This window comes from Luteimonas sp. A534 (assembly GCF_054072805.1).
In genome coordinates this window covers 98507-112811 of the sequence record NZ_JBSVRR010000002.1, presented here as the reverse complement: position 1 = coordinate 112811, position 14305 = coordinate 98507, and the positions used below count along the sequence as shown (strand labels likewise).

Genomic DNA, 14305 nt, shown 5'->3' with positions numbered 1-14305 from the left:
CGGTCGACAGCACCCGCCCCGCGTCGCATCCTTCCCAAGCATTCCGTCCCGGAGTACCCCATGTCCGCCAAGCGCCATCCGCTCCGCCTGCCCGTCCTCGCCTCCGCGCTGTGCCTGGCGCTGGTCGCCGCCCCCGCCCTGGCCGGCCCCCAGGAAGACGCGCGCGCGATCAACGCGGTGCGCGTGCTCGCCGAGATCCAGGAGATCCCCGAGTCGGCGATTCCCGAGAAGCTCTTCGACGAGGGCCGCGCGATCGTGGTCGTACCCGACACCATCAAGGCCGGCCTGATCATCGGCGGCCGCCGCGGCCACGGCCTGATGTCGGTGAAGAATCCGGATGGCACCTGGTCCAACCCGGTCTTCATCAAGCTCACCGGCGGCAGCATCGGCTTCCAGGCCGGCGTGCAGTCGGCCGACGTGGTGCTGGTGTTCCGCAGCGAGCGCGGCCTGGAGTCGATCGTCAACGGCAAGTTCACGCTCGGCGCCGACGCCTCCGTGGCCGCCGGGCCGCTGGGCCGCAACGCCTCCACCGCCACCGATGGCGAACTGAAGGCCGAGATCTGGTCGTGGTCGCGGGCGCGCGGGCTGTTCGCCGGCGTCGCGCTCGACGGCGCGGTGCTGTCGATCGACGACGACGCCAACGAGGCCGTCTATGGCCGCGACACCACGCCGCGGATGATCTTCGAAGGCCGCGCGCAGGGGCAGCCGTCGACCGCCGTGGTGGACTTCCGCGACACCATCGAAGAGGCCACCGCGCTGGCGCGCGCGAACCGCGGCACCGGCGCGTCGGCACCGGCCGTCGCCGCCGCGACGGGTACCGGTACGGGCGCCCCGGACGCGACGCGGTCGCCCCTGGTCGAGACCGCGCCGATCGGCACCGCCCCGGCCACGCAGGCGCCAGGCGGCTTCCAGCCGGTCGACGAATCACCGGTGACGTCCGAGCCGCTTCCCGCCGACGACCTCCCGGCGCCGCTCCCGGACCCGATCGACTGAGGCCAGGCCTCCACGCCCGCGGCTATGGCCTGGGGCGACTTGGTATCCTGAGCCCCCGAACACTTGCAGGACTCGCGGCATGGGCAGTTTCAGCATCTGGCATTGGATCATCGTCCTGGTGGTCGTGCTGCTGATCTTCGGCACCAAGCGCCTCCGCGGCGCGGGCCGCGACCTCGGCGAGGCGGTGAAGGGCTTCAAGAAGGGCATGGCCGACGAGGACAAGCCGGCCGGCCAGCTCGGCGACCAGACCCGCGAAGGCGAGCGCAAGGCCGAGCGCGACGACGACTCCGTGCAGCGCTGATCGCGGCGCGGCGGGCGTCCAGCCATGTTTGATCTCGGCTTCGGCGAGCTGCTGATGATCGCGCTCGTGGCGCTGGTGGTGCTCGGTCCCGAGCGCCTGCCGAAGGCCGCGCGCTTCGCGGGGCTGTGGGTGCGCCGCGCACGCGCGCAGTGGTATTCGGTGAAGTCCGAACTCGAGCGCGAGCTCGCCGCCGACGAACTCAAGCGCAACCTCGACGCCGCGCGCACCGCGACCACGGATTTCGAACGCGAGGTGCGCACCGCGGTCACCGACCTCGACAGCGAGGTGCGCGAGAAGGGCGAGGCCGCCCGCGCTGAATTGAAGGCACTGCGTGACGAACTGGCCACCGGCGCCGCCCCGGACGACGACGCCACCGGCGACAAGCCACCTTTGCCCGGAGACGACGATGGCCGGCGCTGAGGGCGAGGGCCACATCTTCGACCATCTGCTGGAGCTGCGCAGCCGCATCCTGCGCGGGCTGGTGGGCTTCGCCGTGGTGCTGGCGGCGATGCTGCCCTTCGCCAACAAGATGTATTCCCTGCTGTCGCAGCCGCTGGTCGACAAGCTGCCCGAGGGCGCGCACCTGATCGCGGTCGAAGTCGCCTCGCCGTTCTTCGCCCCGCTGAAGCTCGCCTTCTTCGCCGCGATGGTGGTGAGCATGCCCTGGCTGCTGTACCAGGCCTGGGCCTTCGTGGCGCCGGGCCTGTACCGGCGCGAAAAGCGCCTCGCGGTGCCGCTGCTGGCGAGTTCACTAGTGCTGTTCTACACCGGCTGCGCCTTCGCCTTTTTCGTGGTGCTGCCTTCGGTCTTCAGTTTCCTCACCATGGTCACGCCCGAAGGCGTGGCGATGATGACCGACATCAACGCCTACCTCGACTTCGTGCTGGTGATCTTCCTCGCCTTCGGCATCAGCTTCGAGCTGCCGGTCGCGCTGGTGATCCTGGTGCTGCTGGGCTGGGTGACGCCGGCGCAGTTGCGCGAGGCGCGCGGCTACGCGATCGTCGGCATCTTCATCCTGGCGGCGATCATCACGCCCCCGGACGTGATCTCGCAGCTGATGCTGGCGATCCCGATGGTCCTGCTGTACGAAGCCGGCATCCTCGCCTCGCGCATGCTGGGTCCGCGCGAGGCCGCCGCCGGCGACCGCGGCACCGACTGATGCGCCCCGCCGGCTTCTGGCGACGCAGCGCGGCCTGGTCCATCGACGCGGCGCTGGTCGCACTGCCGGTGCTGGCGCTGTCCGCGGGCCGCCTGCGGGTCGCCACGACAACCCTGCTCGACGCGTGGAGCGCGTTGGTCGACGCCGTGGCGCAGCGCATGGCGACGGCCATCATCGCCACCGATGTCGCGTCCGCGCCCCACTTCGGTGCGCTGTTCGGCATGGTCCAGGGATCAATGCGCGACCCCGCCCTGCTGGCCGCGGCCGCGGAGCTGCAGTCGGCGATCCTGGCCCTGGCCGGTCCGCCGCTGGGTGCATTCATCGCGCTGTTCCTCGCCTGGTGCGTCGGCTTCGAGCGTTCACCGCTGCGGGCCACGCCCGGCAAGCGCGCGCTCGGCCTCCGCGTGGCCACGGCGAACGGCGGCGACCCCGGTACCGGCGCGGTGCTGCTGCGCTTCGTGTCCGGTGCGCTGTCCTGGCTGAGCCTCAATGTCGGCCACATGCTGGCTGCCGTCCCGCCCGGCCATGCCGCCCTGCACGACCGGCTCAGCCGCACCCGCGTGGTGCTGGGGCCGGGTGTGACGGAGCGGATGCCGCGATGGGCCGCGGCCTGGCTGGTGCTGTTGGGCGTGTTGCTGCTGCTCGCCACCGCCTGGGGCTCGGCGGCGATGGCGTTCGCGCTGCAGAGCGCACTGGACCGCGCGCTCTGGGGCTGAGGATCACGCCTCAGGCGATGACGTGTCGATCATCCGCACCGCGATCGCCGTCGTCCCCGCACACATCGCGCCAGATCGAGTACATCACGCCACAGCTCACCACGATCATTGCCACGACCAGCAGCAGGTAGACCGGTACGCCGATCACGATGCCCAGCACCAGTCCGATGCCGTCGCCAAGCGCGGAGAACAGCAGCACCATCACGCCCAGCACCAGCACCACGACCACCATGGCGGCCATGGCGATCAGGAGCAGCAGCGCCAGTGGCAGTGCATTGCGCAGCGCACCGGCGACGCCGTCGGCCAGCGCCGCGCCCGCGGCCTTGCCGCGAAGCGCGACTTGGCCCAGTCCGATCGCCTGCGCGGCATAGACCAGCACGCCCACCACCATCGTCACCGCGAACGCGCGGCCGAAACCGGGCGGCACCGCCGCCTGCGCGGTCGGGTCCGGGGCCGTGGCCATGTTGTCGAGGTACCAGCGCCCGGCCTCGGGTGCGACCAGCGCCACCGCGCCACCGATCAGCGCGTACTGCAGCAGCGCCAGCGCCAGCAGGATCACGATCGCGCGCAGCCACGCGTCCTTGTCGGCGAAACCGTGGAAGATCTGCGTCGCCGTCGTGGGGCGACCGTGCTCCACTGCGTCGATCACGCGCAGGTAGCCCACCAGCAGGGCGCCCATCAGCACCAGCAGCGGCAGCGACACCAGCATGCTCAGCACCACCTGGGCGGACCCACCCTCGGGCGCGACCAGGCCAAGCGCGAGGCTCATCACCACCGCGACCACGAACACGACCACCGCGAGCAGCGCCGCGCCGCCGAAGATCGCCTTCGGATTGCCTGCACCGAGGTTCACCGCGTTCTTGAACCAGCGCCAGCCCGAAGCCGGGCCCATCGTGCGAGTCGTCATCCAGTCATGTCCGGGTAGTGGTGTCAGTCGGTGGCCAGGCCACGCGGCGCCATCGTAACTGATGCGCCCCGCCGCACCGTTTCAGGCGTGGCGGCGCGCGCGGCGCACGAAGCGGCGCAGCACCCGGCGCGCGTCCGGCGCGGCGCGCACCGCGGCGTGGATGGCCACGGGATCCTGGCCGTGGATCGCCAGGCGCTCCGCACGCCCCACGATGTAGCCGCGCATGTGGTCGGCGCTGAACTCCGGATGGAACTGCACGCCCCAGGCCGCGTCGCCCCAGCGGAAGGCGTGGCAGTCGTCCATGGCCGAGCTGGCCAGCGCGACGGCACCATCGGGCGAACGCAGCACGCTTTGCACATGGGTGGCCTGGGCCTGGAAGCGCTCGGGCAGCCCCGAGAACAGCGGATCCTCCGCGGCGTGCGCGGAGAGGTCGAGGGCGACGGTGCCCATCTCGAGCCCGCGCGGATTGTCGCCGACCTCGCCGCCCAGCGCGTGCGCCAGCAGCTGGTGGCCATAGCAGATGCCGAACACCGCGGCGCCCCCGTGGACGGTGTCGCGCAGCCAGTCGGCGCTGCGCTCGCTCCAGGGCTCGCGGTCGCTGACCATCGCGCCCGAGCCCGTGACGAGCACGCCCGCATAGCCGCGGTGCGACGGCAGTGCCTCGCCCGACTGCACGTCGACCACCTCGACCTCGCCGCGCGACAGTCCCGCGGCGGTGCGGATCCAGTGCGGGAAGCGCCCGTGGCGACGCATCGAAGGAATGGGACGGCCGGTCTCCACGACCAGGAAAGGGCGCGCGTTTCGACTCATGCAGGACACCGGAAAGTCACCGCCCACGCGCGGGTTGCGCGGAGGGGGCCGGTATACTAGCGCGTCCCCTTTCAACGCGCCGCTGCTCCCTGGCGGGCCGGAACACGCATGACCGCACCGACCTTCCAGCAGCTCATCCAACGGCTCAACGACTTCTGGGCCGCGCAGGGCTGCGTGCTGATCCAGCCGCTCGACCTCGAGGTCGGCGCAGGCACCTTCCATCCCGCGACCTTCCTGCGCTCGATCGGGCCGGAGCCGTGGAATGCGGCCTATGTGCAGCCCTGTCGCCGCCCGACCGATGGCCGCTACGGCGAGAACCCCAACCGCCTGCAGCGCTACTACCAGTACCAGGTGGTGATGAAGCCCTCGCCCGACAACATCGTCGAGCTGTACTTCGAGTCGCTGAAGAGCATGGGCGTCGACCCGCTGGTGCACGACCTGCGCCTGGTCGAGGACAACTGGGAGTCGCCGACGCTCGGTGCCTGGGGCCTGGGCTGGGAGGTCTGGCTCAACGGCATGGAGGTGACCCAGTTCACCTGGTTCCAGCAGGCCGGCGGCATCGAGTGCCGCCCGGTGCTGGGCGAGATCACCTACGGTCTCGAGCGGCTGTGCATGTACCTGCAAAACGTCGACGACGTCTTCGACCTGGTGTGGACCCACGGCCCCGACGGCACGCCGGTGACCTACCGCGACGTCTACCACCAGAACGAGGTCGAGCAGAGCACGTACAACTTCGAGCATGCCGACGTGGCGGAGCTGTTCCACCGCTTCGATGCCTGCGAGGCCGAGGCGATGAAGCTCGTCGAACTCGACCTGCCGCTGCCGGCCTACGAGCAGGTGATGAAGGCCAGCCACAGCTTCAACATGCTCGACGCGCGGCGCGCCATCAGCGTCACCGAGCGCCAGCGCTACATCCTGCGCGTGCGCAAGCTGTCGCAGGCGGTGGCCGAGGCCTACCGCGCACAGCGGGAGAAGCTCGGCTTCCCCGGACTCAAATCCGTCCCGCACAAGGCCGCCTGACAGGGAGTCACAGCGCATGATCGAAATCTTCTCCGCAGTATTCGCATTCGGCTGGTCCGCACCGGTGGCATTCGGGTTCTTCGCCGCGTACTGGGCGCAGCAGACGGGGCGCAATCCCTGGCTGTGGCTGCTGTTCGGCATGCTGCTGATGCCGCTGGCCGGCATCGTCCTGCTGATGCTCAACGGCGACCGCAAGCCCGCCAGTCCGGGCAACGACCTGGGCCACCTCATCGCGGTCAACAAGGACCTGCCGTGACCGATACCGCACCGCTCCTGATCGAACTCGGCACCGACGAGCTTCCCGTCGCCGCCCTGCCCGGCCTGGCACGCGCGTTCCTCGATGGCGTTCGCGACGCACTCACCAGCCGCGGCATCGGCTTCGCCGAGGGCGCACGGCCGCTCTATGGCCCGCGCCGGCTCGCCGTGCTGCTGGATGGCGTGGCCACCGTCCAGCCCGACCGCGCGTCCGAGGTCCTGGGCCCCTACGTCAACATCGCCCTGGACGCCGACGGCCAGCCGACGCGCGCGCTGCAGGGCTTCGCCCAGAAGGCGGGCGTGGATTGGAGCGCGCTGGAGCGCACCACCGACCAGAAGGGCGAGCGCTTCGTGCACCGCTCGGTGACGCCCGGCGCCGCCACCCGCGACCTGCTGCCCGCGGTGCTGGAGGACGCCATCGCGGCGATCCCGATTCCCAAGGCGATGCGCTGGGGCGCGCACGCGCACGCCTTCGCGCGACCGGTGCACTGGCTGGTCGTACTGCTGGGCGATGCGGTCGTGCCGGCCACCGCGTTCGGCATCGCGTCCGACCGCATGAGCCGCGGCCACCGCTTCATGCACGACAAGCCGGTGTGGATCGGCAATCCCCGCGACTACGTCGACGCGCTGCGCGCGGCGAAGGTGCTGGTGGATCCCGAGGAGCGCCGCGACGCCATCGTCTCCGGCGTGCAGGCCGCCGCCACGGCCGTGGGCGGTGTCGCGCGCATGGACCCCGGCAACCTCGCGGAGGTCGAGTGCCTGGTGGAATGGCCCTCGGCCGTCGCCTGTTCGTTCGAGGCCGAGTTCCTCGCCGTGCCGCAGGAAGCGCTGGTGGCGACGATGGAGGCCAACCAGAAGTTCTTCCCGGTGCTCGACGCCGAAGGCCGCCTGACCGAGCACTTCATCGGCGTGGCCAATATCGCGTCGCGCGACGAGGCCGAGGTGCGCAAGGGCTACGAGCGCGTGATCCGCCCGCGCTTCGCCGACGCCAAGTTCTTCTTCGTGGAAGACATGAAGCAGGGCCTGTCGGCGATGAACGAAGGCCTGGCCGGCGTGACCTTCCAGGCGAAGCTGGGCAGCGTGGCCGACAAGACCGCGCGCGTGGCCGGGCTGGCCGCCACGCTGGCGCCCGCCGCCGGCGTCGATGCGGCGCTGGCGCGCCAGGCGGCGCTGCTGTCCAAGGCCGACCTGCAATCGCGCATGGTCAACGAATTCCCCGAACTGCAAGGCATCGCCGGCCGCTACTACGCCGCGCAGGATCCCGCCCTGGCCGATCTCGCGCACGACGACCGCCTGGCCTTGGCGGCGGCGCTGGACGAAGCCTGGCAACCGCGCGGTGCCGGCGATGCCATCGCGCCCTCACCGCTGGGCCGGGTGCTGGCGATCGCGGAGCGCATCGACACCCTGGCGGGCGGATTCGCCGCCGGACTCAAGCCCACCGGCAACAAGGATCCCTTCGCGCTGCGTCGCGCCGCGCTGGGCCTGGCGCGCACGGTCATCGAAGGCGGGCTCGAGCTCGACCTGCCGGCGACGCTGGCCGCCGCCATCGCCGCCCTCCCGGACGCCGCGCGCCCCCCGGACGCCGCCACGCTCGCCGCCGACCTTTACGACTTCATCCTCGACCGCCTGCGCGGCTACTACGCTGACCGCGGCGTGCCGACGCAGCACTTCAGCGCCGTCGCCGCGCTGCGTCCGGCGTCGCTGGCCGATTTCGACCAGCGCATCGCGGCCATCGCCAGCTTCGCGAAACTGCCCGAAGCCGAGGCCCTGGCCGCCGCCGACAAGCGCATCCGCAACATCCTGCGCAAGGCCGAAGGCGCGGTGGCGGACACCGTCGACGCCTCCCTGCTCGACGAACCCGCCGAACAGGCGCTGTCGGCAGCGATGGAAGCGGCCTGGGCCGAAGCCGGCCCCGCGCTCGAGGGTGGCGACTATGTATCCGCACTGGCACGCCTGGCGCGCCTTCGGCCCGAGGTCGACGCCTTCTTCGACGCGGTGATGGTGAATGCCGAGGATCCGGCGCTGCGCGACAACCGCTTGGCATTGCTGCAGCGGCTGGCGCGTCGCCTGGGTGCCGTCGCGGAGCTCGGGCAGCTGTCGGCCTGAAACCTCCGCCCCCCTCGCATCGCAGAACCTTCCCCGTGGGAGCCGCTATAGCGGCTCCCACAAGGTCGGCGAGGCCCGGGCGACGTGAGCGGGGTGCACCGGAAGGATCCTGCGTTAATGGACCGTCGACACCCCATCGGTATCCTCCCCTGATGCCCTCACCCCACCGCGCCACCGTCGCCGCCGTCGTGTTCGCCATTGCCGGCAGCGCCTTCTCCGGAAACGCCCACGCCGCCAGCGTCGCCTCGGTCGAGATCCGCGGCCTGGACCAGGCGATGGAGCAGAACGTGCGCACCTCGCTGTCGCTGGTCGGGGCCATGGACGACGAGGTCTCGTGGCGCCGCCTGGCCTACATGCTGCGCGCCGCCGGTGACGAGACCCGCGAGGCGCTCGAGCCCTTCGGCTATTACTCGCCGCGGATCGTGGTCGAGCGCGTGCGCGGCGACGACCGCCGCGTGGTGCTCGATACGGCCGCCGAAGACGATGCCGCGCGCGGCGACAGCGCAGCCGCCACCGCCGAAGTGGTGCGCGAAGCCGGCAGCGCGCGCGAACGCGGCGCGGCACAGCTGCCGGTGTCGGTGGTGATCACGGTGGAACCCGGCGAACCGGTGCGCGTGCGTCGCGCCGACATCGCCATCATCGGCGACGGCCATGACGATCCCTACCTCAGCGACGAAGTGGACGACTTCATCCCGCGCCAGGGCTCGATCCTCGACCACGCCGCCTACGAGGGCAGCAAAACGCGCATCAGCCGCCGCCTGGCCGAGCGTGGCTACTTCGACGCCGACTTCAGCGCGCGCCGGGTCGCGGTGACCCGCGCCGAACAGGCCGCCGACATCGAGCTGGTGTGGACCAGCGGCGAGCGCTACGACATGGGCGCCACGCGCTTCGTGCAGGCGCCCAAAGAAGTGGTCGACAACAGCCTGCTCGAGCGCCTGGTGTACTGGGAAGAAGGCCAGTACTACCACCAGGGCCGCCTCGACCGCCTGCGCACCTCGCTCAACAGCCTCGACTACTTCAGCCGCGTCGACATCACGCCGCACCCGGAAGAGGCCGTGGACGGGCGCGTGCCTGTCGAGGTGACCCTCACACCGGCCAAGCGCGACGTCTATACCGCCGGCCTCAGCTACGGCACCGACAGCGGTCCAGGCATCCGGCTGGGCCTGGAGCGCCGCTACGTCAACCGGCGCGGCCACAAGGCGCTGTCGCAGCTCGACTACGCCCGCAACCGCAAGACACTGACCCTGCAGTACAGGATCCCCGCCTTTCGCTGGCTCGACGGCTGGTACACGGCCAGCCTGCAGGCCGCCGACGAGCAGACCGACTACATCGACACCCGCCGGGTGGAGTTCGCGGCCAGCCGCAGCGGGCAGTACAACCGCCACCTCAACCTCGTGGCCTCGATGCATGCGCTGCGCGAACGCTGGGCCTACGAGTACGAGGACGACGGCGATCCGTCGACCGCGCCGGTCTACCGCTATTCCACCTTCACCTACCCCTCGCTGCGTGCGACCTACATCGACCTCGACGACACGCTCTTTCCGCGTGGCGGCTACAGCGGCAGCCTGCTGCTGCGCGGCGGCGTCGAGGGCGCCGGCTCGGAGGCGAACTTCCTCCAGTTCCACGCCCGCGCGCACTGGTACCTGGGCATCGGCGTGAGCGACCGCATCATCCTGCGCGGCGAGTACGGCCGCACCGAGACCAGTGCCCTGGTCGACATGCCGCCCAGCCTGCGCTTCTACGCCGGCGGCGACGGCAGCATCCGCGGCTACGAGTGGCGCGAAGTGGGCCCACGCGTGCTCGATGACGACCTGGAGAGCTTCGCGCTCGGCGCGCGCCACGTGTTCACCGCCAGCGCTGAATACGAGCACTATTTCCGCGGCGGGCCCTGGGGTATCGGCGCCTTCGTCGACACCGGCAGCGCCTTCGACAGCTCGCCCGACCTGCGCACCGGCATCGGCGTCGGCCTGCGCTGGCAGACGCCGGTCGGTCCGCTGCGCCTGGACATCGCCCGCGGCCTGGACGATCCGGATTCGCCCTTCACCCTGCACCTCAACATCGGCACCAGTCTCTGACCATGGCGCACGCATCCGACATCAGCCCGGAAGAGCGCGAAGCGCGGATTGCCGAACTGCGCGCACGGCGCAGGACGCGCGTGCGCAAGCTCGCGCTGCGCAGCGCGATCGGCATCGCGGCGCTGGTGGTGCTCGTGCTGGTGGTGGCCTGGTGGCTGTTGTCCACGTTGGGCGGCCGCGACTTCCTGCTGTCACAGGTGGTCACGCGGCTGCCCGCGGGCACGACGCTGGAATGGCGCGACGCCGATGGGCCCGCGTCGGGTCCGCTGACGCTGCACGACGTCGCGTTCCAGCAGCTGGTCTGCCCCGAAGTCGACGACGAGCCGGTGCCTTACGGCCAGTGTGCGATGCCCAATGCCCTGCGCTTCAGCGCGAGGCGCATCACCCTCGACCCGGCGATCCGGCCGCTGCTGGGCCGCCTGCTGCGCCTGGACGCGGCGCAGGTGGAAGGCGCGGTGCTGGAACTGCCGCCGTCCGACGACGGCGAGCCCTTCTCGCTGCCGCGATGGCCCGAAGTGCTGCCGCAGATCGAACCACCGCTGGGCCTGCAGGCGGACGTGGTCGAGATCGACGGCTTCCGCGTGCTGCGCGGCGGCGAGACGATGATCGACATCGCCAGCGTGCGCGGCGGCTTCGATGCGCGCAGCGGCCTGCTGCGGCTGCACGACGTCGTGGTCGACAGCGACCGCGGCCTGTTCAAGGCCCATGGCGAATACGCGCCGGCCGAGGACTACCGCATGGACCTCACCGCGTCGGCGCTGCTGCCGGCGCCCGCGGGCACGACGCGGCCACGCCTGGGCCTGGTCGCGCGCGGCGACGTGGCGGCGCTGGACGTGGCGCTGTCCGGGCACGCGCCGGCGCCGCTGCGCGCGCGCCTCGGGCTGCGCGGCGCCGACGCGCCGCGATGGACATTCACGGCGACGAGTGAAGCGCTGGATCCCGCGCTGCTCGCCGGCACGGGCGAGCCCGGCACGCCGCTGGCCTTCGACCTCGACGCCAGCGGCACCGGCGGCCACGCCGAGCTGCGCGGCGACCTCGCCTACGGCGAGCTGCGCGCGACCGTGCAGCCTTCGGTGGTCAGCCTCGACGAACAGGTGCTCGCATTCGACCCGCTGGTCGTCGACGTCTTCGACGGCCGCATCACCGTGACCGGCCACGGCGACTTCAAGGACCTGCAGGCCGCCGACGTCCGCTACGCCGTGGTCGCCCGCGGCCTGACCTGGGCGCCGGCTCCGGCGGATGGCGCCGCGCCCGATCCCGCCGACACCGTCCGTGCCGACGCCGACGTCGGCATCGCCGGCACGGCCGACAACTGGGCGGTGGTCGGCGCGGCCACGCTGGCGCGCAACGGCGAGAACGCCGAGGTGGAACTCCGCGGCCGCGGCGACCAGGAGCGGCTGGAGCTGCGCACCCTGGCCGCGCGCACGCCGACCGGCTGGCTGGACGGCAGCGGCCACGTCGCCTGGGCGCCCACGCTGGGCTGGGCGCTGGATGCCGGGCTGGCCGGTTTCGACCCGGGTTACTTCGGGCCCGACTTCAAGGGCGCGATCGACGGACGGATCGTGAGCACGGGCAGCACGCGCGACGACGGCGGGCTTGAAGTCACCGTCGACGCCAGCGACCTCGGCGGCCAGCTCCGCGGGCGCCGCATCACCGGCAACGCGAGCTTCGCCATGCATGGCGCGGCGACCGGCAGCACCGCATCCGCCGGCTACGAGGGCGAGGCCGCGCTCGGCATCGGCGACAGCCGGATCGACGCACGCGGCCGCGTCGACGAACGCATCGATATCCAGGCCGCGCTGTCGCCGCTGCGGCTTGAAGACCTGCTGCCAGGCGCCGCGGGCCAGCTGGACGGCACGCTCCGGATCGACGGCGGCCGCGACAGCCCCGACCTGCGCGCCGACCTCGACGGCCGCGGACTGCGCTATGGCGACTACACCGCCGATGCCCTGCACCTGCGCGGGCAGCTGCCCTGGCGCGGCGGCGGCGGCGAACTCGACATCGACGCCAGCGGCATCCAGGCCGGCCTCGCGCTGGACACCCTGACGCTGCGCGCGCGCGGCGCCGTCGAGAACCTGCGCCTGGACGCCAGCGCCCAGGGCGAGCTCGGCCGGGCGGCCCTGTCGGGCAGCGCACAGCGCGGCAGCAACGGCCTCTGGCGCGGCGCGCTCGACACCCTCGAGGCCGCGCCGTCGGTGGGCGCCAGCTGGCGGCTGCAGTCACCCGCCGCCTTTGCCCAGGCGTCCGGCGGGCGTTGGACGCTGTCAGCGGCCTGTCTTGCCGCCGACGTCGGTGGCCACCTGTGCGCGAACGCCGACTGGCCGCGCCAGGGCCTGTCGGTCGACGGCCAAGGCTTGCCGCTGGCCCTGGTCGTGCCCTACCTGCCGGAGCAGGACAGCGGACGGCCGTGGTTCCTCGACGGCAGCATCGACGTCGACGGCCAGCTGCGTCCCGCCGGCAACGCTTGGCAGGGCCACTTCAATGTCGCCTCGGCCAGCGGTGCACTGCGCACCGGCGCGCGCTCGCGCCGCAACGTGCTGTCGTACAGCGACCTTGCGCTCGAAGCCACGTTCGACGCCAACCGCATCGACGCCACGCTGGGCCTGGGCTTCAACGGCAACGGCCGCATCGACGCAAGGCTGCGCACCGGCTGGGACGCCTATGCGCCGCTGGATGGCCAGGTCACCGCCGCCACCAGCGAGCTGACCTGGCTGGAGCTGTTCTCCCCCGACATCGTCTCGCCCACCGGCCGCCTGGATGCCGACGTCAGCCTCGCCGGCACGCGCGCCGAACCGCTGCTGGGCGGCAACGCCACGCTCAGCGACTTCGGCGCCGAAATCCCGTCGCTTGCGATCGCCATCATCGACGGCCAGGCACGCCTGGATGCGCTGCCCGATGGCAATGCGCGCATCAGCGGCAGCCTCGGCACCGGTGGCGCGGGTCGGCTCGCCATCGATGGCAGCCTGGGCTGGGCCAGCGCGGGCGCACCGCTGCAGCTGCGCATCAGCGGCACCGACGTATTGGTGTCCGACACCCGCGACCTGCGCGCGGTGGCCAGCCCCGACATCGAGGTGCGCTACGCCGCCGGGCGTCCGCTGGAAGTGAGCGGGCGCGTGCACGTGCCCAGCGCGCGGATGGACCTGGAGCGTCTCAGCGACGGCGTTTCGGCGTCGCCGGACGTGGTGGTGCTCGACCCCGTCGATCCGGACGCGGGCCCGCCCATGCTGATGGAGCTCGACCTCACCCTGGCCATGGGCGACGACGTCCACCTCAACGGCTTCGGCCTGGAAGGCGAGCTGACCGGCGAGCTGCGGGTCCGCTCGCGCGCCGGCCGCGAGATGACCGGACAGGGGATGCTCGAGGTCGGGGGCCGCTACGAGGCCTACGGCCAGGAGCTCGAAATCACGCGCGGCCGCCTGGTGTGGTCGAACACGCCGGTGTCCGATCCGGTGCTCGACATCCGCGCCGAGCGCAGGATCGGCGACATCACCGCCGGCATCGACGTCAGCGGGCGGGCATCGGCGCCGCGCGCGCAGGTGTGGACCAATCCGGCCAGCGACGAGTCCGAGGCCCTGGCCTACCTCGCCCTGGGCCGACCGCTGTCGAGCCTGAGCGGACGCCAGGCCAGCGACCTCGATGCCGCCTCGGCCGCGCTCAACGCCGGCGGCAGCCTGCTGGCCGGGCAGCTGGGCAAGCAGATCGGCCTCGACGACGCCGGCGTGATGGATTCGCGCGCGCTCGGCGGCAGCGTGTTCGGCATCGGCAAGCAGCTGTCGCCACGGCTCTACGTCGGCTTCGGCGTGTCGCTGCTGGGCACCGGCCAGGTGCTGACCTTGAAGTACCTGCTGCGCAGGGGCTTCGACGTCGAGATCGAATCAAGCACGCTGGAGAGCCGCGGCTCGGTGAACTACCGCCACGAACGCTAGCGGCTATGTGGGAGCCGCAGTGCAGGAGCGGTTATGA

General features: G+C 71.7%; 12 protein-coding genes. 10 read left to right on the top strand and 2 right to left on the bottom strand.

Going from position 1 to position 14305, the window contains the following annotated elements; all coding sequences use genetic code 11:
• Window positions 1-60: 60 nt before the first annotated feature.
• From ACW5F0_RS05205 to ACW5F0_RS05185, 5 genes are all read left to right on the top strand, one after another.
• A complete protein-coding gene (locus tag ACW5F0_RS05205; RefSeq protein WP_456999214.1) occupies window positions 61-993 on the top strand; it encodes a lipid-binding SYLF domain-containing protein in 933 nt (310 codons plus the stop codon).
• A 79-nt stretch (window positions 994-1072) separates the two neighbouring features.
• Window positions 1073-1294: a Sec-independent protein translocase subunit TatA gene (gene tatA, locus ACW5F0_RS05200; protein ID WP_456999213.1), complete on the top strand. Its 222-nt coding sequence runs from the start codon at window positions 1073-1075 to the stop codon at window positions 1292-1294.
• Between the two features lie 24 nt (window positions 1295-1318).
• On the top strand, window positions 1319-1714 hold the full coding sequence (gene tatB / locus ACW5F0_RS05195) for a Sec-independent protein translocase protein TatB (RefSeq protein WP_456965386.1): 396 nt from the start codon (window positions 1319-1321) through the stop codon (window positions 1712-1714).
• On the top strand, window positions 1701-2453 hold the full coding sequence (gene tatC, locus ACW5F0_RS05190; RefSeq protein WP_456965385.1) for a twin-arginine translocase subunit TatC: 753 nt from the start codon (window positions 1701-1703) through the stop codon (window positions 2451-2453). Before tatB ends, tatC begins: the two co-directional genes overlap by 14 nt.
• Window positions 2453-3169, top strand: a complete 717-nt coding sequence (locus tag ACW5F0_RS05185) for an RDD family protein (protein WP_456965384.1) — start codon at window positions 2453-2455, stop codon at window positions 3167-3169. The genes tatC and ACW5F0_RS05185 overlap by 1 nt, the downstream gene beginning before the upstream one ends.
• A 10-nt stretch (window positions 3170-3179) precedes the next feature.
• On the opposite strand, the gene ACW5F0_RS05180 is transcribed toward ACW5F0_RS05185, so the two are convergent.
• Both ACW5F0_RS05180 and ACW5F0_RS05175 read right to left on the bottom strand, forming a co-directional pair.
• Complete coding sequence (locus tag ACW5F0_RS05180) at window positions 3180-4076, bottom strand: hypothetical protein (protein WP_456965383.1); 897 nt, start codon at window positions 4074-4076, stop codon at window positions 3180-3182.
• Between the two features lie 81 nt (window positions 4077-4157).
• On the bottom strand, window positions 4158-4886 hold the full coding sequence (locus tag ACW5F0_RS05175) for a glutamine amidotransferase (RefSeq protein WP_456999212.1): 729 nt from the start codon (window positions 4884-4886) through the stop codon (window positions 4158-4160).
• A gap of 108 nt (window positions 4887-4994) precedes the next feature.
• Between ACW5F0_RS05175 and glyQ the strand changes: the two genes are divergently transcribed.
• The 5 genes from glyQ to ACW5F0_RS05150 all read left to right on the top strand — a co-directional run bounded on the left by glyQ (window position 4995) and on the right by ACW5F0_RS05150 (window position 14268).
• Window positions 4995-5906 (top strand): glycine--tRNA ligase subunit alpha, encoded by a 912-nt coding sequence (gene glyQ / locus ACW5F0_RS05170; RefSeq protein WP_456999211.1) that lies wholly within the window; start codon window positions 4995-4997, stop codon window positions 5904-5906.
• A gap of 16 nt (window positions 5907-5922) precedes the next feature.
• Complete coding sequence (locus ACW5F0_RS05165; RefSeq protein ID WP_456965380.1) at window positions 5923-6162, top strand: hypothetical protein; 240 nt, start codon at window positions 5923-5925, stop codon at window positions 6160-6162.
• The gene (gene glyS, locus ACW5F0_RS05160) at window positions 6159-8267 is read left to right on the top strand and encodes a glycine--tRNA ligase subunit beta (protein ID WP_456965379.1); all 2109 of its coding nucleotides are present in this window, start codon (window positions 6159-6161) and stop codon (window positions 8265-8267) included. Before ACW5F0_RS05165 ends, glyS begins: the two co-directional genes overlap by 4 nt.
• A gap of 152 nt (window positions 8268-8419) precedes the next feature.
• Window positions 8420-10342: an autotransporter assembly complex protein TamA gene (locus tag ACW5F0_RS05155; RefSeq protein WP_456999210.1), complete on the top strand. Its 1923-nt coding sequence runs from the start codon at window positions 8420-8422 to the stop codon at window positions 10340-10342.
• Window positions 10343-10344: 2 nt separating this feature from the next.
• Window positions 10345-14268, top strand: a complete 3924-nt coding sequence (locus ACW5F0_RS05150; protein ID WP_456999209.1) for a translocation/assembly module TamB domain-containing protein — start codon at window positions 10345-10347, stop codon at window positions 14266-14268.
• Window positions 14269-14305: the final 37 nt, after the last annotated feature.

What these genes read in the sequence shown, in the direction of transcription:
- ACW5F0_RS05180 (WP_456965383.1), bottom strand. Translation starts at nt 4,076, where the DNA reads ATGACGACTCGCACGATGGGCCCGGCTTCGGGCTGGCGCTGGTTCAAG.
- ACW5F0_RS05155 (WP_456999210.1), top strand. Translation starts at nt 8,420, where the DNA reads ATGCCCTCACCCCACCGCGCCACCGTCGCCGCCGTCGTGTTCGCCATT.
- ACW5F0_RS05150 (WP_456999209.1), top strand. Translation starts at nt 10,345, where the DNA reads ATGGCGCACGCATCCGACATCAGCCCGGAAGAGCGCGAAGCGCGGATT.
- tatA (WP_456999213.1), top strand. Translation starts at nt 1,073, where the DNA reads ATGGGCAGTTTCAGCATCTGGCATTGGATCATCGTCCTGGTGGTCGTG.
- ACW5F0_RS05175 (WP_456999212.1), bottom strand. Translation starts at nt 4,886, where the DNA reads ATGAGTCGAAACGCGCGCCCTTTCCTGGTCGTGGAGACCGGCCGTCCC.
- tatC (WP_456965385.1), top strand. Translation starts at nt 1,701, where the DNA reads ATGGCCGGCGCTGAGGGCGAGGGCCACATCTTCGACCATCTGCTGGAG.
- glyQ (WP_456999211.1), top strand. Translation starts at nt 4,995, where the DNA reads ATGACCGCACCGACCTTCCAGCAGCTCATCCAACGGCTCAACGACTTC.
- ACW5F0_RS05185 (WP_456965384.1), top strand. Translation starts at nt 2,453, where the DNA reads ATGCGCCCCGCCGGCTTCTGGCGACGCAGCGCGGCCTGGTCCATCGAC.
- tatB (WP_456965386.1), top strand. Translation starts at nt 1,319, where the DNA reads ATGTTTGATCTCGGCTTCGGCGAGCTGCTGATGATCGCGCTCGTGGCG.
- ACW5F0_RS05165 (WP_456965380.1), top strand. Translation starts at nt 5,923, where the DNA reads ATGATCGAAATCTTCTCCGCAGTATTCGCATTCGGCTGGTCCGCACCG.
- ACW5F0_RS05205 (WP_456999214.1), top strand. Translation starts at nt 61, where the DNA reads ATGTCCGCCAAGCGCCATCCGCTCCGCCTGCCCGTCCTCGCCTCCGCG.